Genomic DNA, 25048 nt, shown 5'->3' with positions numbered 1-25048 from the left:
CATTTTTGTTCCACTTCTCCTCGTACATGAGTGAATTATGCACAACACCAGTTCAACATCATTTCCGCAGCGCCTGACGTTATTGGCGCTGGCCATCGGTGCGGTAAGCCAGGGGGCGCTGGCCGCTCCGGCAGAAAGCAGCAAAAAAAATCAAGAAGAAACCCTGGTGGTTCAGGCCACCAAAGAGAGCGACTTTAAAGCCGGCGGCGAAGATCTGATTCCCGCTTATCTCGATGGGCAAATCGCGCATGGCGGACGTCTGGGGATGCTGGGCGAACAAAAAGCCATGGACGTACCTTTTAACGTGGTCGGCTACACCGCGAAGCTGGTGCAGGATCAACAGGCGAAAACCATTGCCGATGTCATCAGCAATGACGCGGGCGTTCAGGCGGTGCAGGGTTACGGCAACTTCGCCGAAACCTACCGCATTCGCGGTTTCCAACTGGATGGCGACGACATGACCATGGGCGGTCTGTCGGGCGTGGTACCGCGTCAGGTTATGGATACCCAAATGCTGGAGCGCGTGGAGGTGTTCAAAGGCGCTAACGCCTTGCTCAACGGCGTAGCCACCAGTGGGGTGGGCGGTATGATAAACCTCGAACCCAAACGTGCGGAAGAGACGCCTACCACGCAGGTGGGCATCGATTACACCTCTGACTCTCAGGTCGGTGGCAAGCTGGATGTAGGCCGCCGTTTTGGTGACGACAACCAGTTTGGCGCGCGGGTGAACCTGGTGCACCGCGAAGGTGAAGCGGTAGCTAGCGACGATAAACGCCGTACCACGCTGGCCTCGGTGGGGCTGGATTACCGTGGCGATCGCTTCCGCACCTCGCTGGATTTCGGTTATCAGAAAAAAACTTTCCATGGCGGTACCATGGGGGTCAACATCAGCGGCGTTGATTTTATTCCTGCGGTGCCGGATCCGGCCAAGAATTACAGCCAGAAATGGGGTTACAGCGATATCGAAAACGAATTCGGTATGGTGAAGGCGGAATATGACCTCACTCAACGCTGGAAGGTCTACACAGGGCTGGGCGCGCAGCATGCCCATGAAACCGGGCTCTACAGTGCACCCAAGCTGATTAATACCAACGGTGACGCCACGGTAGGGCGTCTGGACACCAACCGTATTATCGATGCGTTCAGCGGCATGGCCGGGGTCAGCGGCGAATTCAATACCTGGGATGTCTCGCACAAAGTAAACGTGGGTTACTCTGCGCAAATCAAACGCGATAAAACCGCCTGGCGCATGTCGGCCAACAACCCGACGACCAATATTTATGACAATCACGATGTGGCGGTGCCGGATAACGCTTACTTTGGCGGCAACTATTCCGATCCGTTAACCACCGCCCGTAATCGCACCCAGGGTTGGCTGTTCAGCGATACTTTGGGGTTCTTTAGCGATCGGGTGCTGTTAACCGCAGCGGCGCGCCATCAAAAAGTGGTGGTACGCAACTACAGCAACGCCACCGGCCTGGAGGATACCTCGTCCCGTTATACCCAAAGCCGCTGGATGCCCACCTTGGGTCTGGTGTACAAGCCGTGGGAGGAGGTGTCGTTCTACGCCAACCATACCGAAGCGTTGCAGCCGGGGGACAATGCGCCGAAGGAAGCCACTAACTTCGGCCAGAGCACCGGCATCGCCCGTTCCAAACAAAATGAAGTGGGGGTGAAGGTTGATTTCGAACGTGTGGGCGGTTCGCTGGCGCTGTTTGAAATCAAGAAACCTTCGGCCATGCTCAACAGCGAGAATTATTATGCGCTGGATGGTGAGCAACGTAACCGCGGTGTGGAACTGAACGTGTTCGGTGAGCCGATGCTCGGGTTACGCCTTAACGGCAGCACCACCTGGTTGTCACCCGAGTTGACCAAAACCAAAAACGGCACCAACGACGGCAAGGACGCTATTGGCGTTGCGAATTTCTATATGGTGATGGGCGCCGAGTATGACATTCAACCGGTTGAAGGTCTGACTGCGACCGCCAGGGTTCGCCATACCGGCTCGCAGTTTGCCGATGCGGCGAACACCAAGAAACTCGACAGTTACACCACGCTGGATCTCGGGGTGCGCTACCGCATGCGTATGAACGCGGATCAAAACACCATGGTTTGGCGTGTTGGCGTGGATAACGTCACCAACGAGAAGTACTGGTCCAGCGTGGAGAGCAACGGCACCTATATCTTCCAGGGGCAATCGCGCACCCTTAAAGCCTCGCTGACTTACGACTTCTGATCTTCTCAGGCCTGATGGCATAGCGGCGGTTTGGCCTACAGCTAAACCGCCGCGATTTTCCCTGCAGCAAATCGATCATTTTCTTTCCCCCCCTGTCTGTGCTGACAATCGCTGGATGGCGAAGGGGCGGCATGGTACAACCATACGCTGAATACCCGGCCTTCAGCCTTTCCTCTTTTGGCTTAGCCAGCGTAGGGTCAATAATACTTATTACAGGAACAGCAATGCCTGCCAGTCAAACCTCTAGGAGCCCTCTCTGATGCTGGAGATGTTATTACAGTGGTACCGCCGCCGCTTTACCGATCCGCAAGCCATCGCGCTGTTGGTGATTCTGCTCGCCGGGTTCCTCATTCTCTATTTTCTGCATGGCATTCTGACCCCGCTGCTGGTGGCCATAGTGCTGGCTTACCTGCTGGAGTGGCCGACCGCGCGGTTGCAGCGCATCGGCTGTTCGCGTAATTGGGCGGCAAGCATGGTGATGATCCTGTTTGCCGGTATCGCGATGCTGCTGGTCTTCGTGGTGGCGCCGACCGCCTGGCAACAGGGCATCAACCTGATGACCGATCTGCCGGGCATGCTCAACCAGTTCTATAACTTCGCCGCGACGTTGCCGAAGCGTTACCCGGCGCTGGTGGATGCCGGCATCATCGACATGATGGCGGAGAACCTGCGCGGACGCCTGTCTGGCATGGGCGAGTCGGTGGTGAAATTCTCGCTGGCGTCGTTGGTCGGTCTGCTGACGCTGGCGATTTATCTGATCCTGGTTCCGATGATGATGTTCTTCCTGTTGAAGGACAAGGAACAGATGCTCAATGCGGTGCGCCGGGTATTGCCACGCAACCGCGGGCTGGCCGGGCAGGTGTGGATCGAAATGAACCAGCAGATCACCAACTACATTCGCGGTAAGGTGCTGGAGATGGTGATCGTCGGGGTGGCGACCTATCTGGTGTTCGCGGTGCTGGATATGCGTTATTCGCTGTTGCTGGCGGTGCTGGTCGGTTTCTCGGTGCTGATCCCCTATATCGGCGCGGTACTGGTGACCATTCCGGTGGTGGTGGTGGCGATGTTCCAATGGGGCGTCGGCGCCGATTTCTGGACGCTGATCGTCGCCTATCTGGTGGTGCAGGGACTGGATGGCAACCTGCTGGTGCCGATTCTGTTCTCTGAAGCGGTCAACCTGCATCCGCTGGTGATTATTCTGTCGGTGATTGTCTTTGGCGGGCTGTGGGGCTTCTGGGGGGTGTTCTTTGCTATCCCGCTGGCAACCTTGGTGAAGGCGGTGATCCATGCCTGGCCGGACGAACTGCGGGTAGAGACGGAACAGGAATAAGCGGGGATAACGAAGCGCAGCAGGCCGCTGCGCTTCGTGATAATTATTGTTGCAGGTAATCCAGAACGATGTCGTGATGATTGGTGGTCTTGAAATCATCAAACACTTTTTCAACCTTGCCTTTGGCGTCGATCAGGAAGCTGATGCGGTGAATGCCGTCATAGGTTTTCCCCATGAAGGTTTTCTCACCCCAAACGCCGAACTGCTGCGCTACCTGATGATCCTCATCAGACAACAACGTGAAATTTAACAACTCTTTCTCGGCAAAACGCGACAGTTTCTCTGGTTTATCCGTGCTGATGCCCAGAACTTCGACACCCGCTTTTTTCAAGTCATCCATGTTATCCCGCAAACCGCAGGCCTGTACGGTACAGCCCGGCGTCATCGCCTTGGGATAAAAATAAACAAGCACTCGCTGTCCCTGGAAGTCGGCCAAATTAATTTCCTCACCGTCCTGGTCAGGCAAACTAAACTTCGGCGCTGTGTCACCGGCTTTCAATGGGCTCATCACTACTCTCCATCTTTCTCATCATGCTGTGGATAGTTCACAACGCTAATACTGCCTTGTGCTTTCAATTCTGTACATAGGCGATGAAAGGCTTGTTCAATATTTGAGGCATCCTGATTGCCGGGGCTGTGCGCGGTGATCTGGATATACAGCTGCGGCGGCAGGTCGCCTTCCGCAGGCCGGGTGCGCGATACCAGCTCGGCAATGTTCATCTGGCTGGAGTCGAACAAATCGGTAAAGCGCTCGATGATGTGCGGCGAGTCTTTCACTTCCACCTGCACCCACACCGTAGCCGGCATCGGCGGTCTTTCGTGCGAGTTGGTGCGCTTCATCACAATCAGCAGTTCCAGCTCCGCGCCTTTTTGCGGCAGGGTTGATTCGATCAGGGTAATGGCGTTCCAACTGCCGGAAAGCAGCATGATGAAAGTGAACTCTTCACCCAGCATGGCCAGACGGCTATCTTCGATATTGCACCCGCAGCTGCTGACGTGGCGAGTGATGGCATTGACGATTCCGGGGCGATCGGCGCCGAGCGCGGTAATCACGAGATAGTGTTCATCTGGCTTAGGCAAAATGGAGCTTCCTGTCGTGCTCAATGGGGTTACCATGGTAAACATAAAAAAAACCGCCTGCCAAGCGCTTACAACGCCGTTGTTTGCTTGCTTTTGGATAGGCAGCAAAAGTACCATGAGTGACTTGTTTGTGGAGGGGACGGCCAATGTTTACGGGAAGTATTGTTGCACTGGTTACGCCGATGGACGACACAGGTGCTGTCGATCGCGCGAGCCTAAAAAAATTGATTGATTATCATGTAGCCAGTGGAACTGCGGCCATCGTTTCCGTAGGGACTACCGGCGAGTCCGCAACGCTTGCCCATGACGAGCACGTTGACGTGGTATTGCAGACGCTGGAACTGGCCGCTGGCCGTATTCCGGTGATCGCCGGTACCGGCGCCAACGCCACCGCCGAAGCCATTTCGCTGACCCAGCGCTTTGAAAATACCGGCGTAGTGGGTTGCCTGACGGTCACGCCTTACTACAACAAACCTACTCAGGAAGGGCTGTACCAGCACTTCAAGGCGATTGCCGAAAGCACCGCATTGCCGCAGATCCTCTATAACGTGCCTTCGCGCACCGGGTGTGACATGCTGCCGCCGGTGATTGCGCGTTTGGCAAAAATTAAGAATATTGTTGCTGTTAAAGAGGCAACAGGGAACTTAAGTCGTGTAAGTCAGATCCAAGTGCTGGTTGATGATGAAGATTTCATTTTGCTGAGCGGCGATGACGCCAGCGGTCTGGATTTCATGCAACTGGGTGGCAAAGGGGTGATTTCCGTGACGGCCAACGTGGCGGCGCGTGAAATGGCGCAGCTTTGCGCGCTGGCAGCACAGGGCGACTTTGCTGAGGCACGCCGCTTAAATCAGCGCTTGATGCCGTTGCATCAGGATTTGTTTGTAGAAGCAAACCCAATTCCGGTGAAATGGGCCTGTAAGGCATTGGGATTGATGGCAACCGATACGATGCGTCTGCCTATGACGCCGTTGACCGACGCTGCCCGTCCGGTAGTGGAACGCGCGTTGAAAAGCGCCGGTTTGCTGTAACTCTAAGGGAAATTTGATGGTTTATTCATTGCAAAAGTCGACGGTAGCAAAAGTCGTGGGTATTTCGCTGGTTATGATGCTGGCCGCCTGCACCACCGATCAGCGTTACAAGCGCCAGGTGAGCGGCGATGAGTCTTACCTCGATGCGTCGGTGCTCAAGCCACTGAACGCACCAGCCGGTATGATCCTGCCGGTGCAAAGCGGTAATTATGATGTTCCGGCAACCACGCTGAAAGGCGGCGTCGGCAAGCAACTGGATATTCGTCCGCCGGTGCAGCCACTGGCATTGCTGAGCGGTTCACGCGCGCAATATGCCGGCGACAGCGGTACGCTGCTGCTGGAAAACAACCCGCAGAACCAGAACCTGTGGTCGCGCGTTGTCAGCATGCTGCAGACGAAAAATATCGCAATCGCCTCACGTCAGGACGCCGGTCAGACGCTGACCACCGACTGGGTGAAGTGGAACCGTCTGGATGAAGACAACCAGTACGAAGGCCGCTACCAGATCAGCGTGCAACAGCAGGGTTACCAGCAGGCGCTGACGGTGAAAACCGTGGGCCTGCAGCAGCAGGGTAAAACCGAACAGATTACCGACCCGTCTGAAGTGCAGCGCTACAACGGCATGATGATGAACACCATCGTCGAAGGCCTGGACAAGCAGGACAACCTGGCAAGCAGCCAGACGGCCAACCGCTTCGGCGCGCTGGACGTGCAGAGCAGCGCCGATGACACCGGCCTGCCGATGCTGGTCGTACGCGGCCCTTACACCGTAGTGTGGGATCGCCTGCCTGCGGCGTTGGAAAAACTGGGGATGAAAGTGGGTGACCGCAGCCGTCCGCAGGGCACCGTCGCCGTAACTTACAAATCCCTGAGCGGAAGCGATTGGGATGCGTTGGGCGCCAAAGATCCTGAACTGAAAGAGGGCGACTACAAACTGCAGGTCGGGGACTTGAACAACCGCACCAGCCTGCAATTTATCGATCCTAAAGGGAAGCCATTGACCCAGTCGCAAAACGACGGCTTGGTGGCGGCCTTCCAGGCAGCATTCAGTAAAACCAGCGTTAACTGATTGAAAAGGGGCTACGGCCCCTTTTTCTTTGTCTAATACGGTATCGTTTGCGTCGCAGGTTTGGCACAATATACCCATGTGTGTTGTTAAAGAATTAATTGTATAAATTCTATACCCAAGAGATTTCAAGTGGCAGCCAACAACGCTGTCGTTTGAAAGGTGAAGGGTATTCTCTTATTGGAGTATGTAAGATGCAAAAGCTAGCTGAGTTGTATCGCGGAAAGGCAAAAACCGTCTACACCACCGAAAACCCTGATTTACTGGTGTTGGAGTTCCGCAACGATACGTCAGCACTGGATGGTCAGCGCATTGAGCAGTTCGATCGCAAAGGCATGGTGAACAACAAGTTTAACCATTTCATTATGAGCAAACTGGAAGAGGCCGGCATCCCGACGCAAATGGAACGCCTGCTGTCAGACAACGAAGTGCTGGTGAAGAAGCTGGACATGGTGCCGGTCGAGTGCGTGATCCGCAACCGTGCTGCCGGCTCACTGGTGAAGCGTCTGGGCATTGAAGAAGGCCTGGTACTGAACCCGCCGCTGTTCGACCTGTTCCTGAAAAACGATGCCATGCACGATCCGATGGTCAACGAATCCTACTGTGAAACCTTCGGCTGGGTGAACAAAGAGCACCTGGCGCGCATGCGCGAGCTGAGCTACAAGGCAAACGACGTGCTGAGCAAGCTGTTTGACGACGCCGGCCTGATCCTGGTCGACTTCAAGCTGGAGTTCGGCCTGTTCAACGGCGAAGTGGTGCTGGGCGATGAGTTTTCGCCGGACGGCAGCCGCCTGTGGGACAAAAACACCCTGGACAAGATGGACAAGGACCGCTTCCGCCAGAGCCTGGGTGGCCTGATCGAAGCTTACGAAGAAGTGGCTCGTCGTATTGGCGTCAAGCTCGACTAAGCGTTTTCGCGCTCTACGGGGTCATTCGGCCCCGTTATCCCCCTGCAATATTTCTCTCAGACTGCATTTCCGGAAAAATTCTACATTTCCTCCGCTGCTCAGCACTTATAATGATCAACGTAACATGACAAAAACCTAATCTGGAGTTTATTTATGCGTTGGCAAGGGCGTCGGGAAAGTGACAATGTTGAGGATCGTCGCGGGCAGTCTTCAGGTCTGGGTGGCGGTGGTGGCGGTTTTCGTGTTCCTCGCGGCAAGGGCGGTATCGCCATTCTGGTGGTGGTGTTGGTGGCCGGCTATTACGGCATCGATCTCTCGCCGCTGTTGAACGGCGGGGACGTGAGCCCGCAAACTCAGCAACAAAGCGCCAGCATCAGTCCAAAAGACGATGAACTGGCTAAATTTACCTCGGTGGTGCTGGCGTCTACCGAAGATAACTGGAAAGAAGTTTTCCAGCGCATGGGCAAAACCTATCAGCCACCCAAACTGGTGATGTATCGCGGCGTAACCCGTACCAGTTGCGGCACCGGCCAGGCGGCGATGGGGCCGTTCTATTGCCCGGGTGACAAAACGGTGTATATCGACCTGTCGTTCTATCAGGATATGAAAACCAAGCTGGGGGCCGGCGGTGACTTTGCCCAGGCCTATGTGGTGGCGCACGAAGTCGGCCACCATGTGCAAAACCTGTTGGGCATCGAGCCGAAAGTGCGTCAGATGCAGCAGGGTGCCAGCCAGGCGGAAGTGAACCGCCTGTCGGTGAAAATGGAACTGCAGGCGGACTGCTTTGCCGGCGTGTGGGGCAAATACGCCGAGAAACAGCAGATGTTGGAAGAGGGCGACTTGCAGGCGGCCCTGAACGCTGCGCAGGCGATCGGCGACGACCGTTTGCAGCAGCAAGGGCAGGGACGCGTGGTGCCGGACAGCTTCACCCACGGCACTTCGCAGCAGCGCTACACCTGGTTTAAACAGGGCTTCGACAGCGGCGATCCTAACACCTGCAACACCTTCGCATCCCGTTAACATGCAATGCCGGAGCCTGACTCCGGCATTTTTTTCAGGTCTGGATCCACGGTTATGTTACTGGCAATGCAACAACTTATGCAGCAGCAGGGCATCAGGCGCCTGCTGGTGATCGGTGGCGAGCCGCAATGGTGTCGCCAGCAGGCACTACAACTGGCGGATACCCTGCCGGGCGACTGGCCCTGGGTGGGGGAAAACCCGCCGCCGGGTATGCAGGCAGTGGCGAGCGGTGCAGTGCGGACGCTGCTGGGGCAAGAACGCCTGCACGCGGTGTTTGATGCGACGAAAGGGCTGGATGTTGAAGCCCTGGCCGCGCTGTCGGGCACGCTGCGAGCCGGCAGTTGGCTGCTGTTGCTGACGCCGCCGTGGCAGCAGTGGCCTCAGCAACCGGATCACGACAGCCTGCGCTGGAGCGATTGTCCGCAGCCCATCACTACCTCGAATTTTATTCATCATCTGCAGCGGCATCTGGCGGCGGACAGCGAAGTCACCGTCTGGCGGCAGGGTGAGGCGCTGACGCTGGCACCATTGCTGTTGCGCCCGCAGTGGCAGGCACCGGACGGCCAACCCACCGCCAAGCAGCAGCGGCTGCTGGCACAATTACTGAATGCGGCGTCGGGCATCTGGGTTTTGACCGCCGCACGTGGGCGCGGCAAGTCAACGGTGGCGGGAATGCTGGTGGCGAACACCTCGCAGACCTGCTGGTTGGTCGGTCCGAGCCGCGCCGCTACCGAAGTCGCTGCCGAATGGGCGCAGGGGCGTGCGCAATTCTGGGCACCGGATGCGCTGTTGGCCCATTGCCGTGAACAGGACGTCAGCGACGTAGGGTGGCTGCTGGTGGACGAAGCGGCGGCGATACCCGGCCCGCAGCTGCAGCAACTGGTGAGCTATTTCCCGCGCGTTTTGCTGACCACCACGGTGCAGGGTTATGAAGGCACCGGCCGTGGTTTTTTACTTAAATTCTGCGCCGGACTGCCCGCGTATCAGTCATTGGGGTTAGATCAACCGATGCGTTGGGCGCAGGGCGATGCGCTGGAGCGCATCATAGATAACGCGTTGCTGTTTAACGAGCAACCTTCCTGGCAGGTAACGGATAAGCCGGTGAGCATCAGCGGGGCTGAGCAAGCCATGCTGTGCGCCGACCCGCAAAGGCTAGCGCGTTTTTACGCTTTGTTGAGCAGCGCCCATTACCGTACTTCACCGCTGGATTTACGGCGGTTGATGGACGCGCCGGGCATGCACTTTGGTCTGGCTCAGGTAGACGATGAAGTTGTCGGTGCCCTGTGGCTGGTGGAAGAAGGCGGGTTGAGCGCCGAACTGGCGCACGAAGTCTGGGCCGGTCGACGGCGTCCACGTGGCAACCTGGTGGCACAATCGCTGGCGGCACACGGGGGCCAATGGTGGGCACCGACGCTACGATCGCGGCGCATTACCCGCATTGCGGTGTTACCCGCACTGCGCCAACAGGGCATTGCTCGCGACCTGATCGCACAGCAGCGCGAGCTGGCCCAAGGGTTGGATTATCTCTCGGTCAGCTTTGGCTACACCGAGCCGCTGTGGCGTTTCTGGCAATCTTGCGGTTTTGAACTGGTTCGCATCGGCAGCAAGACCGAGGCCAGCAGCGGTTGCTATACCGCAATGGCCATCCTGCCGTTGAGCGAACAGGGCGAGGCGTTGCGCCATGCGGCCCATAAGCACCTGGCGCGTGACTGGCGCTGGTTGCAGCCACGTATTGATCTGCAAATAGAGATCCCCGGCGACGATGGCGATACGCAGTTGGGGGAGGACGACTGGCGTGAGCTGGCCGGATTTGCCTTCGCTCACCGGCCGCTGGAGGCCTGCCTGGGGGCGCTGCAACGTCTGCTGTTGGCCAGTCCGTTGCCGCTGCCCGCGCTGCGCATGCACCTGCAGCAGCAGTTGACGGCGGCAATTTGCGTGGAGCTGCTTGGCTTGAGCGGACAGAAACTGCTACTGCGCCGCTGGCGTCAGGAGGCGGGACTGGCGCTCGAACAGCTGGATGCTCAGCACGGTCTGCGCTGGAAAGCGTGGTCGCAGTCGTTGCAATAAATTGAAGATGTTGCTCAATAAAACCCGATTTTCCTGATTTCTCAGCGGCGTATAGTAGCTGGCAGAAACCGGGGCATCTGGCGCCGGACTGGATCTTAATCACGCGAGGAGTCACTGATGAAACATGAGCATTTCGTTGTCCAGAGCCCGGCAACACCGGCTGCGCAGCTGATCCTGCTGTTTCACGGTGTCGGCGATACCCCGGTAGCGATGGGGGAGATTGGCCGTTATTTCGCCAAAGAATTCCCGCAGGCGCTGGTGGTCAGCGTGGGTGGCCCCTCTGCTTTTGGTAACGGCAGCGGCCGCCAGTGGTTTTCAGTACAGGACGTAACCGAAGAAAACCGCGCCGAGCGCATTGCCGAAGTGATGCCGCAGTTTGTCGAAACCGTGCGTTACTGGCAGCAACACAGCGGCGTGAATGACGCCGGCACGGCGTTGGTGGGCTTCTCTCAGGGGTCTATCATGGCGCTGGAAGCCCTGAAGGTGGAGCCCAGGTTGGCCGGCCGGGTGGTGGCTTTCAGCGGGCGCTTTGCCAGCCTGCCCGACCAGGCGTTCGGTGACAGCGTGGTGCATTTGATCCACGGCGAACAGGATGCGGTGATTTCGGTGCAACATGCCCAGGCGGCGGCAGAAAGGCTGCAGGCCAACGGCGTCGATTTTACGCTGGATGTGGAAGAGGATGTAGGGCACGCCATTAACCAGGGCATGATGGACAGCGCGCTTGAACGGCTGCATTATTATGTGCCGCAGCGTTACTGGGAAGAAGCGTTGTTTGGCAAGCGTGGCGATTTGATCGCCTTTAAATAAGCTTCAGGGCGCATGATGCGCCCTGATGTCATTTTTTCTTCGGCCAGTCGTCTTCGTCGTCCCACTCGGCGTTATTGTCGCGGTGTGGCGGCAGCTTCGGCTTATCGGCCAGATAGCCTTTCACGTCGACGCGGCGCAGCTCTTTGATCCCGCTGATGATCATTCCCACCAGAATCAGCAGGATAATCCACCAGTAGTCCGCTAACCATTCCATATTCACTCCTTTCCTTCAGCGCGTATAAAACGCGAAAATATCGCTGGCAGATGGGCTTCAAGCCATTGAGCGCCGGCAATATCCTTATCTTTCCAGGCCGCCAACAGCAGCGCCGGCGTCAGCAGATGTTCGGCTTCCTGCGCCAGCGGGCGGTAGCTCAGGTGCCAGGGTTCCACCGCCACGCCGTCGCCGTCTTCGGTGAACGGGCGATAAAAGCCAAATTCGGCCATGTGTGCCGTCAGCCACTGATTGAGCGGGTAAAAGTAGCCGCCCTGCTCGTATTCCCACGGCTCCAGCTGCAGCTTTTGCCCTTCGGGCAACAGCGAGGGATCGTAGACATCCAGGTCGCTGCCCCAGTGATGGCGGCTGGCTCCCGGTAAGGCCGACCAGCGCAGAATCGCTTCGCAGCGCTCGGCGGCAGACAGCGGCATGATGTCGATCGGTCGACTGTCCTTATCTAATACTGGTCGCTCGCCGCAGAATTTTCCATTCCAGATCGCCTGTTGCCGCTCGAAATCACGAAATGTGCTGGCAGGTTGCAGATTAAACCCGGCGGCAAGCGCCGTCTGCTGCATGGCGAGAAACGCGGTCACGGCGGCAGGCTGCATGCGGTGGTTACCGCTCAACGGTGCCAGATGGTCGGTCGATCGCCCGGTCAGCATTTCTGGCGTGATCATGCGATCAATTGCTCCATGATGCGCTGATACATGCGGCTCAGCAGTTGCAGATCGGCGGCGTGTACGCATTCGTTAACCTTATGGATGGTGGCATTTACCGGCCCCAGTTCAACCACTTGAGCCCCCATCTGGGCGATAAAGCGACCGTCCGAAGTCCCGCCGGTGGTCAGCAGCTGCGGCGTCAGTTCGGAATAATGTTCGACGGCGTTAACCACCGCATCCACCAATGCGCCGCGTGAGGTCAGGAACGGCTGACCGGACAGACGCCATTCGATGCTGTAGTTCAGCTGATGACGCTCGAGCAGCTCTTCCACGCGTTGTTTGATCGTCGCGTCGGTCGATTCGGTGCTGAAACGGAAGTTGAACTGGACGAACATCTCGCCCGGGATCACGTTGTTGCTGCCGGTGCCGGCCTGCACGTTGGCAATCTGCATGCTGGTCGGCGGGAAGAATTCATTGCCGCGATCCCACTCTATCGCCACCAGCTCATTAAGTGCCGGCATGGCACGATGTACCGGGTTATCCGCCAGGTGTGGATAGGCGACATGGCCCTGAATCCCGTGAATGTGCAGGTTGGCGGTGATTGAGCCGCGACGGCCGTTTTTCACCACGTCACCGACGCGTTCGGTACTGGATGGCTCACCAACCAGGCAGTAATCCAGGCGTTCGTTGCGCGCCATCAGGGCTTCGACCACTTTAACCGTGCCGTGGGTTGCGCTGGCCTCTTCATCGGAGGTGATCAGGAATGCCAAACGCCCCTGATGGTGTGGATTGGCCGCCACAAACCGCTCGGCCGCCACCACCATGGCCGCCAGTGAACCTTTCATGTCTGCCGCGCCGCGGCCATACAGCATGCCGTCGCGGATAGTCGGTTCAAACGGCGGGTTGTCCCAGCGTTTTTCGTCGCCGGTCGGCACCACGTCGGTGTGGCCGGCAAATGCCAGGGTTTGCCCCTCGCCACGCCAGGCCCAAAAATTCAGGGTATCGCCGAAAGGCATGGGCTCAACGGTAAAGCCGATGGCCTCGAGACGTTCAATCATCAACGCCTGACAGCCTTCGTCGTGCGGGCTGAGGGAAGGGCGTTTGATCAGCTGTTGGGCCAGTTCGATTACCGGGCAAATCATGCGGCCACCTCGGAAATAAATTGCTGATAACTGTCGGCGTTGAAACCGAGCAGAGCATGCCCCTTGCCGTCGCTCAGTAGCGGGCGCTTGATGATGGCCGGTTGGGCCAGCATCAGTTCGATGGCCGCATCGGCATTGTCACAGGCGTTGCGCTGCGCTTCGTCCAGTTTGCGCCAGGTGGTGCCGCGGGTGTTCAGCAGCGGTTCCCAGCCCAAAAGTTCGACGAAAGCGCGCAGCTGCTGTTCGTCCAGCCCGTCGGCGCGGTAGTCGTGAAAGTGATAAGCCACACCCTGTTCTTCCAGCCAGCGGCGTGCTTTTTTGATGGTGTCACAATTTTTGATGCCGTACATGGTCAACGTCATGGAGTAAGAACCTTCTCTGCAATCCAACACCGGCGCGTGTGGCCGGTGGTAAACCGCCGGTGGCGGTGAAATGAAAACCAGCGACCAGCATGCCGAAAAATGGCGGGGAGTTCCACCGTCCAATGGTCTGAAAGCCGGGGAAAAGCTGAAAAAAAACGGCGTGCAATCAGTGCGGCGAATTTTGCTAATCTTAGTGCGCTATTCAGTCACCCTACATAAGAAGAAGATCAACATGGAAAAATATCTGATTGAAGTTGCCGAAAATGCGACGGAAGAAATAGAAGCCCTGATCGAAGCCGGGCTGAATCAATATAACGACGAGGTGACCGGTACCAACGATCGTCGCCCGTTGGCGGTGGTGGTGCGAGATCCGGCCAGCGGTGAAGTGTTGGGCGGCATCAGCGGACGTTCATCGTTGGGTATGCTGTTTGTGGATCTGTTTCATTTGCCAAAATCGCTACGCGGATCGGGGTTGGGCAGCGAACTGCTGCGCCGTTTCGAGCTGGAGGGCCGGCGCAGGGGCTGCGTTTCCGCCGTGCTGTACACCATCAGCTTTCAGGCGCCGAAGTTTTATGAACTGAACGGCTGGACGCGTTTTGGCGAGGTGCCCTGCCTGCCGGCGGGCACCAGCCGCGTTTTCATGATGAAGACGCTGTAGCTTAGCGGACCGTTACTCGTCTCTGACCTGTCGCAATTTATAACCCAGGTTCTTTTTCACCATCGGCCCTTCGGGGGAGAGGGGGAAGAAAACCCCGTGAGATTCACTTTGGTCTTTAGGCCGATGCTTCATTAAAGAGGGGGGCGCAGGTAACCATTCTGCTCCAGGCGTTCCAACGCCGCGCTGTCGGCATAGACCATGCCGGTAGTCAGCTCGCGGAAGCGGTATTTTTTGTAGAATGCCAGCTTGTCGGGAACCGAGTAGATAAACACTTTGCCGAGCGGCGCCAAATCCTGCATCACCCGATCCATCAGCTGTCGCCCCAGTCCCAGCCCCTGAAAGTCCGGATGGATTGCCACGTCGGCCAGATAGGCTACCGAGGTCATGTCGCTGATGGCGTGGGCGGTGGCCATCAATCGGCCGTCGCGGTAGCCCCAGTAGCAAAATTGGCTGTGCTGATAAACGCGTTGCAGCACCTGCGGGTCACGCTGGCCCAGCCCCGCGGCTTCCAGCAGCCTGGCCAATTGCGACCAGTCGACGCCATAGCTTTTTGGATCGGTGACAATCTCCATGTTTTCCTCCTAACCGATACGGTCCAGATCGGCAGCGTATTGACGGATGGCGCGTTGGTAGCTGCTGATGTCGCTATGCGAGGAGGTTTCCGCCAGCAATAGCAGCAGATCGGCCACCGCCTGTTTGGTTTCACCGAGGTTGTACAAAGTCATGGCGCGAAACAGGGTGATCTCTTTGGCTTCGGGAAATTCGGCCAGTCCCTGGTCGAAGGTGGCCAGCGATTGCTGATACAGGCCGAGCGCCCGGTAGGTACTGCCCAGCCCGAGCCAGGCTTCCTGTCGCTGAGGTGCCGGTAAATTGCGCGCCAGCGCCGCCAGGTAACAGGGGATTGCCTGTTGCTCAAACCCTTGCACGTCGTACAGACAGGCTAACTGATAGTGCAGCGCCGCGTCTTCCGGCCGTTGGCGGAGCTGCTGTTGCGCCAGTTCGGTGGCATCTTGATAACGGCCCAGCTCTTTCAGTTGTTCGATGGTCAGCGTAGGGGACATGACATGGCCTCAGAGAAATGGGGGTTTTTTATACCATTGGCACGCTACTACGGAAGAATTCCTCATACAAGGGATATAGAGATTAGAAATAAATCGGCCCCGTTATCCGGGGCCGATTAATCCTGTAGGACGATCAGAACTCGTGCTTCAGCGTCACCATGAAGTTACGTGGTTCGCCATAGTTGCGGGTGCTGTAGAAATTCACCTGCGAGTAGTATTTCTGGTCGAAAACGTTGTTCAGGTTCAACTGCACCGAGGTTTGCGGCGTCAGCTTGTAACGTGCCATCGCATCGACCAGCACGTAGGACCCTTGCTCGGCTTTGCGCTCGACAAATTCGCCGTTGCTGGCGCCCTGGACGTTGGCATAAACATTGCTCTGCCAGCGTGCGCCACCGCCCAGCGTCAGATCGCGCAGCGTGCCCGTCAACTGATAGGTGGTGAACAGATTGATGCGGGTACGCGGCTGCTCGGTGTTGAGATTAACCTTATCCTTGTCCTTCAAGGTGAAATGGGTGATGCCCAACTGGGCATTCCAGCCCTGCGCCAGTTCACCGCTCAGCTCGAACTCCACCCCTTTACTGGTTGCGCCCTGGCTCTCATGATAGGTCTGTTGCAGTGAATTGATGTTTTCCGGATTTTCATCCAGTACGCCCAGATTATCCTGAGTGATACGGAACGCCGACATCGAAACGTTGAGACGCTCATCCAGCAGCGCAGCCTTGATACCTACCTCTTTATTGACCCCTTCGATCGGTGCCAGATAGTGGCCGCTGCTGTCGAGCAGGCTCTGGTCCTTGAAGATATCGGTGTAGCTGGCATAGGCAGAAACCTGATCGGTCAGCTTATACACCGCCCCCAGGAACGGGGTCACTTTGTTCGCCGTGGTGGTGGTGGTGTTTTTAAAGCTGTTGAAACGGGCGCCGAGCACCAGATCAAGTTGATCCGTCACCGAGAAGTCGGCGCTGCTGTAAATCCCGATTTGCCGGGTACGGAAATCCTGCTGCGGCATTTTGTCTGACCACGTAGGCTCACCCAGGCCGCCGTTCCAATCCCTCAGGCTGCCGCTAAACAGCTGCGTAGTGCTGGCACTGCGATAGGTGCTGTAGCTGTGTTGCCAGGCGGAGGAGCTGCCCACCACAAATTTGTGGGTGCGGCCCAGCAGTGGAAAGTCCCCGTTCAGCTTCAGGTCTACCGCGTGCTGATCCCGGTAGCCTTCATAGCGTCCGGCGTAAGGGGTTGAAGGTTTCACCGCCCAGGAGTCCGGGTCGATCAGCCCGCCGAGGCTCATCGCCATTTTGGCATCGAAGGCCTGACGGCTGTGGGTGTAGTTGGCTACGCCTTTCCAGTCGTTAGCGAACTGGTGTTCCAGCGTGGCGAACTGGGTGCTGAGGGTAGTATCCCAGCTTGACCAGTCAGAAGCCCCGCTGTAGTGGCGATCCCAGTTGATCTCGCTGCCGTCGCTGAACCAGCCGGTTGGCAGTGCGCCGCCCCAGGTGGAAGCTTTTGGCCGATTTTGCTGATAGTCAGCCCCCAGACGCAGCAGGGTGGCGCTGGTCAGATCGGCTTCCAGGGTGCCGTAAACCGTCCCTTTGCGTTCCTGATGACGTTCCATGAAAGAGTGGCTGCGTTCACCGGAGGCGGCGACGCGCACCCTGACGGTGCCTTCATCATTAAGCGGAGTACCGGCATCGATGGTGGTGCGGTAGTGGTCCCATGAACCGGCGGAAAGCTCGGTACGGGCAAAAGGAGAAAGGCTGGAGGCTTTCTTCCTGACCAGGTTGATCGCCGCGCCCGGGTTACCGACGCCGTTCAATAATCCTGCTGCCCCTCTGACGATCTCCACGTGATCGAGCGTGATCGAATCAATCTCGGATTCCCCGCCAGAGAAGCCGGAGTCAAAGAAAGTGGGCACGCCATCGTATTGATAGTTATCAACGCTGAAGCCACGGTAGTTGAACGAAGAACGTTCGCTATCGTAGTTGCTTTCACTGACGCCGGTAGACCAGCGCAAGATTTCCTTCAGCGAGTTGGCGTTGAGATCGTCAATCAATTGGCGCGAGATCACCGAAACCGACTGCGGCGTATCCTTGATGCTCAACGGTAACCCGGTTGCCGTGGTCATCTGTTTGGTGGTGTAGGAGCCGGTATTCTCGGTGCTGCCGTCATCGCTGAAGGGGGAAGCGACCACCTCCAGGGTTTCTTCTTTTTGGCTGCGGGTGGTCTGCTCGGTGCCCGCCGCCTGCGCCATCATCACCGGGACGCACAGCAGCACGCCGCCGGAGAGGCGAATCATAAAACTAGCCATGGACGTGCCTCACAATCCGCCGAGATTAATTTTGATCAGGTAATCCTGTTTTTTCTCCATCTCTTCCTTGGACTGCTTGATGCTGGCAAACAGCTGCTGGCCGTCGGAAGAAAGCGCCAGGCTGTTAGGCAGTGCCTGGGTGGTGATGCTGTTTTTCACCTGATAGCTGTTGCTGTCGACGATGCTGATGCGCTTGGCTTCACGGTGAGTGATGTAGATCTCGCTGCGTAGCGGGTTAAATAACACCGCCAGAGAATTGATTACGTCAATCTGGTGCAGGATTTTCCCGCTGTTGACGTCCACAACCAGTACGTTTGGCAAGTCCGGATCGGTGATAAACGCACGACCGGTTTTGCTGTCCAGAGCGATATTGAGGAAGAAGTGTTTCTTGGTCGGTTCGACCACCACGCGTTTGAGGATCTTATGGCTGGTAGCGTCCAGCGTAATCAGCTCGCCGCGACCGTTAACGCAGTAGATATGGCCGCGTTCGCTGTCCAGCGCAATGCCGGTCGGGTATTCACCCATGTTGCCCAGCGTGGCAATTTTTTCCCGCTTGGCGGTATCGATAACCCACAGCACGCCTTTCTGCGCAGTACCGGAAACATAAAGACGCTGATTTTTCTTATCGAGTACCAGTTCGCGTGTAGGGACGAACTGATCTTCTTTCACGCTTTCGTTGAGTTGGATAGTGGCGAGTTCTTTACCGGTCTGGGTATCGATCACCGTGACCGAACCGTCGACGGTGTTGCCGATGTACAACAGATGGCGTTGCTCATCCAGGGCAGTGGCGAAGGCACGGCGCTTAGTGACGATATTGGCGTCGGTGGCCAGCGTGGCTGGGTTGACCCTGAAGACGATACCGCCGTTTTTTTCTTTGGCGAAGGAAGGCGTTGAGGCGGCAAACAGGGTGTTGCTGGTGCCATCAAAAGCCAGTTCATACAGGCCATGCCCGACCGGTTTGGTTTGGAATTGACTCTCGGGAAGATCGGCGGCCAGCGTTGAACAAGACAGCAGCAGCACGGCAGACGCCAGGGCGCTGAGGGAGAAACCTTTGCCTGAAGTGGACAGGTGCAACTTCATATACATTCCTTTACATCAGTTTACGATTCGCCGATGCTAATGATATTGATTATTAATATCAATATCATTTAATTAATCATATGAAGATATGAGTGTTTGGCGTTGAAATATAATGATTTATTAAATATCCCTTATAAAATCATGTTATTGAATAACGATGTTTCCGGTATGTTTAAAATCTGTAATGATTTTCATTTCGTTTTAATATCGAGAAATATCCGCTATATTCGCCCGGCGACCGTTAAGAAGTGTAAATAAAAAATCATAACGACAGGTCGCTACGGCGACGCTTGCAGTGGCATTGAGTGCCGTGCTGCGTTTTATGGCGTTAGCCGTTTTGGAAAGGCTTTGTGGGCTACAACACCCACCGGAAACAGGCTTTATTTAGGAAAGGAAATGATCAATCAACCCTCCATGGGAAAGGGATCGCGCATCGCCACGGCGATAGCGCTGGCTTTGATGTGCGCGCCTCAGGCTTACGGGCAGGAAAGCGGGACAGAAAAAGACAAGGATGCCTTGCAAGAGGATCAGGTCGTGGTGACCGCCTCCGGGTTCAAGCAGAATAAAAAATATGCCCCCGCCAGTATCTCCGTTATCGATAAAAAGACCTTCGAAAAGCAGAACAGCCGGGATGTCGCCGAAGCGGTGCAGGATGTCTCCGGAGTGTTCGTCAGCAACGGGGCCGGGAGCGAAGTGTCCGGCGATGTGATGATCCGCGGTATGGACTCGAGTTACACCTCGTTCATGGTCAACAGCATCAAACAAAATACCGGCGAGTCGCGCCCGTACGGTCAGAATATCGGTACCGAAGCCGGTTTTTTACCGCCGCTGGCGGCCATCGACCGCATTGAGGTGATCCGTGGCCCTATGTCATCGTTATACGGTTCCGACTCCATTGGCGGCGTGGTCAACGTGATCACCAAAAAGCCGTTTGGCGTACGGGAGTGGATTGGCTCGATTGCCGGCAACAGCTTCCTGCAACAGCATCAGGACTTCGGCAACACTCAGCAAGCGAACCTGTTTCTGATGGGGCCTTTGGTACCCGACGTACTGGGCCTCAGCCTGTCGGCGGACTACCTCGATCGTCGTGAAGATGAAAAGCCTAACGCCTTCAGCAAGAACAACAAAAAGGCGCTCGACATGACGCTGGGCTTCGCGGCCAATGAAACTAACCTGTTCGATCTCAATCTGGCCAAAGGGGAGAAAAAACGCAGTCGTTCGACCAAAGGCGGCGGTATGCCCTGGGGCTGGGATTTCGATCGCGATGCTCTGAGCCTGACCCATTCGGGCTGGTACGCGGATGACAGCATCGCCACCACCAGTTATTTCCAGTACGAAAAAGGCGAGTCGGTATATCGCTCCGTCAGCCTGGCGCCGCAGCATATCCAAACCGAAAATTACGTGCTGAACAGTCAGGCCAGGCTGAGCCTCGGCGAGCATAATCTGACCCTCGGCGCCAATTACAGCCGTGAAACGCTCAATGACGATTTCTACGCCGACAGTAAAAAAGCGCCGGGTGTCGATCCGGTAACCAAAATCTCGCGTGACGGCTGGGCGCTGTTTGCCGAAGGGCAGTGGAATATCGATGACTTCTCGCTGACCACCTCTGCGCGTATGGATCGGGACAACTACTTCGGCACCCACATCAGCCCCAAACTTTATGGCAACTGGATTTTAGACGAAGCCTGGGCGCTGAAGGGCGGGGTCTCTTCCGGCTATAAAAAACCGTCGCTGCGTGAAAACTCGGATCAATTCATTACGCCGCGTGGCAGCAACCCGCCTTATCCCTATCTGTCGGTAGGGAACAGCGAGCTGAAGCCGGAAACCAGCGTGAATACCGAGCTGGGCCTGTACTGGAACAACAACCGCGATTTGTCTTTCGACGGCACGGTGTTCTATACCGACTTCAAGAACAAAATCGCCGAAGTTAACATTTGCGAGGCGAGTGAAAATCACCCTTGCGTGGTTAACGGTTATAACGCCGACACCATTGATAAGTATTTCAATATCGGCAAGGCCAATGTGTACGGCGTGGAGCTCAATGCCGAGTGGCAGGCGACCGACAGTTTGAACCTCAGCGCAAACTATACGTTTAACAAGAGTGAACAGAAAAACGGCGCCAACAAGGGCTTTGCGTTGAATGACTTCCCGAAACACATGGCCAATTTATCCGCCAAGTGGGCTGCGGCTTCGGCATTGGACGTCTGGTCCAAGGTCAATTATCGCAGCCGTAACGAGGATACCGGCGATCATACTCGATATAACGCTTATGCCTTGCTGGACGCCGGCGTGATTTATCGCCTGGATAAGCACACTCAGGTGATGGCCGGCGTGTATAACATCTTCGATACTGCCCCTAAACGCACCACCAATTGGGGCGCCTATCCGCAGTTGGAAGGTCGTCACTATAACCTTGGTCTGCGCGTCGATTTCTAGAGCTAACTGAGTCAAAGATCGGCCGCTGTGCCTTGGCGGCCGGTTTAGATCTTTTATCTATCCCATTTGCTGGTTTGATATCGGAAGGGAATAGCCGCAGTTCTTGCTCGATAAGATAAGTACGAAAATGTGCACTATCCCCTGTTTTCGCGGGTGGTATCGTTCCCTAACCGCTTCACTTGCTCAAAAAACAGGCGTAGAATTCGCTTCGTCTATTAATTGAGGTTGTGAATTATTATGGTTGATCGTGAGTTGGGAAACTGGAAAGACTTCATCGATGAGATGTTAGGCAACTGACACTGCGGTAAAGTTGATAGCAAGGTTGGTTTATTTGTGGGTCATTGAAACACCTTGGGATCGAACCTCTGGTTCGAAATAAAGCAGCATCGGTCTCCCGACGCTGCTTTTTTATGCCCGTTATTTCCCGGCATCTTCCGTTTCGGCGGCCAGGGGTTGCTTGCCTGGGAACCGGCGGCGCACCAGCACGAAGAACAACGGCACGAAGAAGATTGCCAGCAGGGTGGCGGAAATCATCCCTCCCATCACCCCGGTGCCCACCGCGTGCTGGCTACCGGAGCCGGCGCCACTGCTGATGGTCATCGGCAATACGCCGAAGATAAAGGCCAGCGAAGTCATCAGAATCGGCCGCAAACGCATGCGTGAGGCATCCAGCGTGGCGGACATCAAATCCTGCCCTTTTTGGTTCAACTCGTTGGCGAATTCGACGATCAGAATGGCGTTCTTCGCCGACAGCCCGATGATGGTCAGCATCCCCACCTGGAAGTAAACGTCATTCTCCAGCCCGCGCATCCAGGTGGCGGCAACGGCACCAATCAGGCCGAGCGGCACCACCAGCATCACCGAGAACGGAATCGACCAGCTTTCATAAAGCGCCGCCAGGCACAGGAACACCACCAACAGCGAGATAGCGTACAGCGCCGGCGCTTGTGAACCGGAAAGGCGTTCCTGATAGGACATGGCGGTCCACTCCAGGCCGAATCCGGTCGGTAACTGGCTGACGATTTTCTCCATTTCCGCCATCGCGGTGCCGCTGCTGACGCCCTCAGCCGCTTCGCCGACAATCTCCAGCGCTGAGCTGCCGTTATAGCGTTCAAGGCGCGGTGAGCCGTATTCCCAATGCGAGGTGGCAAAGGCGGTGAACGGTACCATGCCGCCTGCGCTGTTACGTACATACCATTTGTCGATGTCGCCGGGCAGCATGCGGAACGGTGCGGCGGCCTGCACATACACCTTCTTCACCCGGCCGCGATCGACGAAGTCGTTGACGTAGGTGGAACCCCAGGCGGTCGACAGGGTGTTGTTGATGTCATCGATAGAGACACCCAGCGCCTGCGCCTTGCGTTGGTCGATATCGATTTGCAACTGCGGGCTGTCGTCCAGGCCATTGTGGCGCACCCGGGCCAGCAGCGGATTGGCGTCCGCCAGTTTCAGCAGTTGATCGCGTGCCGCCATCAGTTTGTCGTGGCCCAGCCCGGCGTGGTCTTCCAGTTCCATATCGAAACCGGATGAGTTGCCCAGGCCGGTGATGGCCGGCGGGCTGCTGGCGATCACCCGAGCCTCGTTAATCTTATTAAACTCCTGAGTCGCGCGATCGATGATATCGAAAGAGCTGTTGGCGCCGGAGGTGCGCAGATCCCAGTCTTTCAAACGAATAAACATGCGCGCCACGTTCTGTCCGTTACCGCCCGGCCCCGCACCGATAGTGGAGAACACCGACAGCACATCTTCTTTTTCTTGGGTCAGGAAATAGTTTTCCACCTTTTCCACGACCTTGGTGGTTTGCTGCAGGGTCGATCCTGGCGGCAGCTGCACCTGAACGGTGAACACCCCACGATCCTCCTGAGGCAGGAAGGAGGTCGGCAGCTTGATGAACAGCAGCGCCATCCCGCCGAGCAGCAACACGTAAATCAGCATATAACGCAGGCTGGAATGGAGCACCCGCGCCACGCCACGTTCGTAGCGGTCGGCGTTGCGGTTGAACATGCGGTTGAACCAGCCGAAGAAGCCACGCTTGCCGTGATGGTGGCCTTTGGCAATGGGTTTGAGCAGGGTGGCGCACAGGGCAGGGGTCAGGATCATCGCCACCAGCACCGACAGCACCATGGCGGAAACGATGGTGATGGAGAACTGGCGGTAAATGGCGCCGGTAGTGCCGCCGAAGAACGCCATCGGGATAAACACCGCCGACAGCACCATGGCGATACCGACCAGCGCACTCTGGATTTGGCCCATGGATTTGCGCGTAGCTTCCCGGGGTGGCAAGCCTTCTTCGCTCATCACGCGTTCAACGTTTTCTACCACCACGATGGCGTCATCCACCAGCAGCCCGATGGCCAGCACCATGGCGAACATGGTCAGGGTGTTGATACTGAATCCGCAGGCGGAAAGGATGGCAAAGGTGCCCATCAGCACCACCGGCACGGCGATGGTAGGGATTAGCGTGGCGCGGAAATTCTGCAGGAACAGGTACATCACCAGGAACACCAGGACAATGGCTTCCAGCAGGGTTTTCACCACGTCTTTGATTGAGGCCTTAACGAACGGGGTGGTTTCATAGGCGACTTTCGCCTCCAGCCCGTGCGGGAAATACTGCGACAGTTCGGCAATTTTGTCTTTCACCAACTGATCGGTTTGCAGCTCGTTGGCCCCGGACGCCAGCTTGATGTTCATGCCGGCGGCCTGCATGCCGTTATAGCGGCTGAGGTAATCGTAGTTTTCGCCACCCAGTTCGATGGTGGAAACATCGCCCAGCGTCACCAGTGAGCCGTCCTGATTGACCCGCAGGGTGATTTGTTTGAATTGTTCCGGCGTTTGTAACTGCGACTGAGCGTTAATGGTGGCGTTGAGCGCCTGCTTGTCGACGGACGGCGTGCCGCCGAGCTGACCGACGGCCACCTGCGCATTCTGCGATTGGATCGCGCTGACCACATCCTGGGTGGTGAGCTGGTAGCTGTTGAGCTTGTTGGGATCGAGCCAGATGCGCATGGCGTATTGCGAGCCATAAACGTCCATGCTGCCCACGCCGTTGATACGGCTGAGCGGATCCTGCAGGTTGGAAACGATGTAATCGGCAATGTCCTGCTTGTCCATGCTGCCGTCGGTGGAGACGAAGGCCACCATCATCAGCGTGGTATCGCCGGATTTCGACACCGTCACGCCCTGAGTCTGCACCGCCTGAGGCAGCCGCTTGATGGCCGCCTGCAGCTGGTTTTGCACCTGTTGCATCGCCTCGTTGGGATCGGTGCCGGCCTCAAAGGTCAGCGTCACCGTAGCCCGGCCGGTATTGGTGCTCTGCGACGACATATACATCATGTTGTCCAGACCGGTCATGTTCTGTTCGATGATTTGGGTGACGGTGTTTTCCAGCGTTTGCGCAGAGGCGCCAGGATAGTTGGCGCTGATGCGAACGTTCGGCGGCGCGAGGTTCGGGTACTGTTCCACCGGTAATGAAAAAATCGCCAAGGCGCCGGTCAGGCAAAGAATAATTGCCAGAACCCAGGCGAAAATCGGGCGATCAATAAAAAAATTGGCCATGCAGCGCGAACCTCGTTGTGACTTGTTCTATCTT

22 protein-coding genes are annotated in these 25048 nt (G+C 56.7%); 11 read left to right on the top strand and 11 right to left on the bottom strand.

Translation table 11 applies throughout. The features are described 5' to 3' along the window. Positions 1-37: 37 nt before the first annotated feature. Complete coding sequence (locus tag LQ945_RS06980; RefSeq protein WP_270102568.1) at positions 38-2236, top strand: TonB-dependent receptor; 2199 nt, start codon at positions 38-40, stop codon at positions 2234-2236. 259 nt (positions 2237-2495) lie between these two features. Then, complete coding sequence (locus LQ945_RS06975) at positions 2496-3566, top strand: AI-2E family transporter (protein WP_044554663.1); 1071 nt, start codon at positions 2496-2498, stop codon at positions 3564-3566. A 43-nt stretch (positions 3567-3609) separates the two neighbouring features. On the opposite strand, the gene bcp is transcribed toward LQ945_RS06975, so the two are convergent. Together bcp and LQ945_RS06965 are read right to left on the bottom strand one after the other, a co-directional pair. Continuing rightward, entirely contained in the window at positions 3610-4074 is a 465-nt protein-coding gene (gene bcp / locus LQ945_RS06970; RefSeq protein ID WP_044554664.1) for a thioredoxin-dependent thiol peroxidase, read from the bottom strand. A gap of 2 nt (positions 4075-4076) precedes the next feature. Further along, on the bottom strand, positions 4077-4682 hold the full coding sequence (locus LQ945_RS06965; protein WP_270102967.1) for a glycine cleavage system transcriptional repressor: 606 nt from the start codon (positions 4680-4682) through the stop codon (positions 4077-4079). A gap of 110 nt (positions 4683-4792) precedes the next feature. On the opposite strand from LQ945_RS06965, the gene dapA reads away from it, so the two are divergent. The 6 genes from dapA to ypfH all read left to right on the top strand — a co-directional run bounded on the left by dapA (position 4793) and on the right by ypfH (position 11542). Further along, complete coding sequence (gene dapA, locus LQ945_RS06960; protein ID WP_020828053.1) at positions 4793-5674, top strand: 4-hydroxy-tetrahydrodipicolinate synthase; 882 nt, start codon at positions 4793-4795, stop codon at positions 5672-5674. A 16-nt stretch (positions 5675-5690) separates the two neighbouring features. Continuing rightward, positions 5691-6743, top strand: coding sequence for an outer membrane protein assembly factor BamC (gene bamC / locus LQ945_RS06955; RefSeq protein WP_020828052.1), 1053 nt, complete (start codon positions 5691-5693; stop codon positions 6741-6743). Positions 6744-6934: 191 nt separating this feature from the next. Next, positions 6935-7648 carry a phosphoribosylaminoimidazolesuccinocarboxamide synthase gene (purC, locus tag LQ945_RS06950; RefSeq protein ID WP_020828051.1) on the top strand — a complete coding sequence of 238 codons (714 nt, stop codon included), beginning with the start codon at positions 6935-6937 and terminating at the stop codon, positions 7646-7648. Positions 7649-7801: 153 nt separating this feature from the next. After that, positions 7802-8668: a neutral zinc metallopeptidase gene (locus tag LQ945_RS06945; protein WP_012146218.1), complete on the top strand. Its 867-nt coding sequence runs from the start codon at positions 7802-7804 to the stop codon at positions 8666-8668. 54 nt (positions 8669-8722) lie between these two features. Next, a complete protein-coding gene (locus tag LQ945_RS06940; RefSeq protein ID WP_270102567.1) occupies positions 8723-10735 on the top strand; it encodes a tRNA(Met) cytidine acetyltransferase TmcA in 2013 nt (670 codons plus the stop codon). 117 nt (positions 10736-10852) lie between these two features. After that, on the top strand, positions 10853-11542 hold the full coding sequence (gene ypfH / locus LQ945_RS06935) for an esterase (protein WP_269935467.1): 690 nt from the start codon (positions 10853-10855) through the stop codon (positions 11540-11542). A 28-nt stretch (positions 11543-11570) separates the two neighbouring features. Here ypfH and LQ945_RS06930 read toward each other — a convergent pair whose 3' ends face one another. From LQ945_RS06930 to LQ945_RS06915, 4 genes are read right to left on the bottom strand one after another with little or no spacing between them, the layout of a single operon-like run. Next, on the bottom strand, positions 11571-11756 hold the full coding sequence (locus LQ945_RS06930; RefSeq protein ID WP_020828048.1) for a YpfN family protein: 186 nt from the start codon (positions 11754-11756) through the stop codon (positions 11571-11573). 2 nt (positions 11757-11758) lie between these two features. Next, complete coding sequence (locus LQ945_RS06925) at positions 11759-12433, bottom strand: M15 family metallopeptidase (protein ID WP_270102566.1); 675 nt, start codon at positions 12431-12433, stop codon at positions 11759-11761. Continuing rightward, positions 12430-13557 (bottom strand): succinyl-diaminopimelate desuccinylase, encoded by a 1128-nt coding sequence (gene dapE / locus LQ945_RS06920; protein WP_269935469.1) that lies wholly within the window; start codon positions 13555-13557, stop codon positions 12430-12432. The genes LQ945_RS06925 and dapE overlap by 4 nt, the downstream gene beginning before the upstream one ends. Then, a complete protein-coding gene (locus LQ945_RS06915; protein ID WP_044554670.1) occupies positions 13554-13919 on the bottom strand; it encodes an ArsC family reductase in 366 nt (121 codons plus the stop codon). Before LQ945_RS06915 ends, dapE begins: the two co-directional genes overlap by 4 nt. 232 nt (positions 13920-14151) lie before the next feature. On the opposite strand from LQ945_RS06915, the gene LQ945_RS06910 reads away from it, so the two are divergent. Continuing rightward, on the top strand, positions 14152-14577 hold the full coding sequence (locus tag LQ945_RS06910) for a GNAT family N-acetyltransferase (RefSeq protein ID WP_041415576.1): 426 nt from the start codon (positions 14152-14154) through the stop codon (positions 14575-14577). Positions 14578-14708: 131 nt separating this feature from the next. Here the strand turns inward: LQ945_RS06910 and LQ945_RS06905 are convergent, their stop codons facing one another. From LQ945_RS06905 to LQ945_RS06890, 4 genes are all read right to left on the bottom strand, one after another. After that, on the bottom strand, positions 14709-15149 hold the full coding sequence (locus tag LQ945_RS06905) for a GNAT family N-acetyltransferase (protein WP_270102565.1): 441 nt from the start codon (positions 15147-15149) through the stop codon (positions 14709-14711). Positions 15150-15158: 9 nt separating this feature from the next. After that, the gene (locus LQ945_RS06900) at positions 15159-15638 is read right to left on the bottom strand and encodes a tetratricopeptide repeat protein (protein ID WP_182825685.1); all 480 of its coding nucleotides are present in this window, start codon (positions 15636-15638) and stop codon (positions 15159-15161) included. Positions 15639-15771: 133 nt separating this feature from the next. After that, positions 15772-17943: a TonB-dependent siderophore receptor gene (locus LQ945_RS06895; protein WP_270102564.1), complete on the bottom strand. Its 2172-nt coding sequence runs from the start codon at positions 17941-17943 to the stop codon at positions 15772-15774. Between the two features lie 9 nt (positions 17944-17952). Continuing rightward, positions 17953-19023: a YncE family protein gene (locus tag LQ945_RS06890; RefSeq protein WP_269935474.1), complete on the bottom strand. Its 1071-nt coding sequence runs from the start codon at positions 19021-19023 to the stop codon at positions 17953-17955. Positions 19024-19419: 396 nt separating this feature from the next. Between LQ945_RS06890 and LQ945_RS06885 the strand changes: the two genes are divergently transcribed. Next, positions 19420-21459, top strand: a complete 2040-nt coding sequence (locus LQ945_RS06885) for a TonB-dependent receptor domain-containing protein (RefSeq protein WP_269935475.1) — start codon at positions 19420-19422, stop codon at positions 21457-21459. A 237-nt stretch (positions 21460-21696) separates the two neighbouring features. Further along, the gene (gene ypfM / locus LQ945_RS24890; protein WP_100396732.1) at positions 21697-21756 is read left to right on the top strand and encodes a protein YpfM; all 60 of its coding nucleotides are present in this window, start codon (positions 21697-21699) and stop codon (positions 21754-21756) included. Between the two features lie 120 nt (positions 21757-21876). Here the strand turns inward: ypfM and acrD are convergent, their stop codons facing one another. Next, positions 21877-25014, bottom strand: a complete 3138-nt coding sequence (acrD, locus tag LQ945_RS06880; RefSeq protein WP_044554676.1) for a multidrug efflux RND transporter permease AcrD — start codon at positions 25012-25014, stop codon at positions 21877-21879. Positions 25015-25048 lie beyond the last annotated feature (34 nt).

Origin of the sequence: Serratia liquefaciens (assembly GCF_027594825.1) — a bacterium.
Classification (GTDB): domain Bacteria; phylum Pseudomonadota; class Gammaproteobacteria; order Enterobacterales; family Enterobacteriaceae; genus Serratia; species Serratia liquefaciens_A.
The sequence above is the reverse complement of the archived record's forward strand: the minus strand, read 5'-3'. Positions and strand labels throughout refer to the sequence as shown.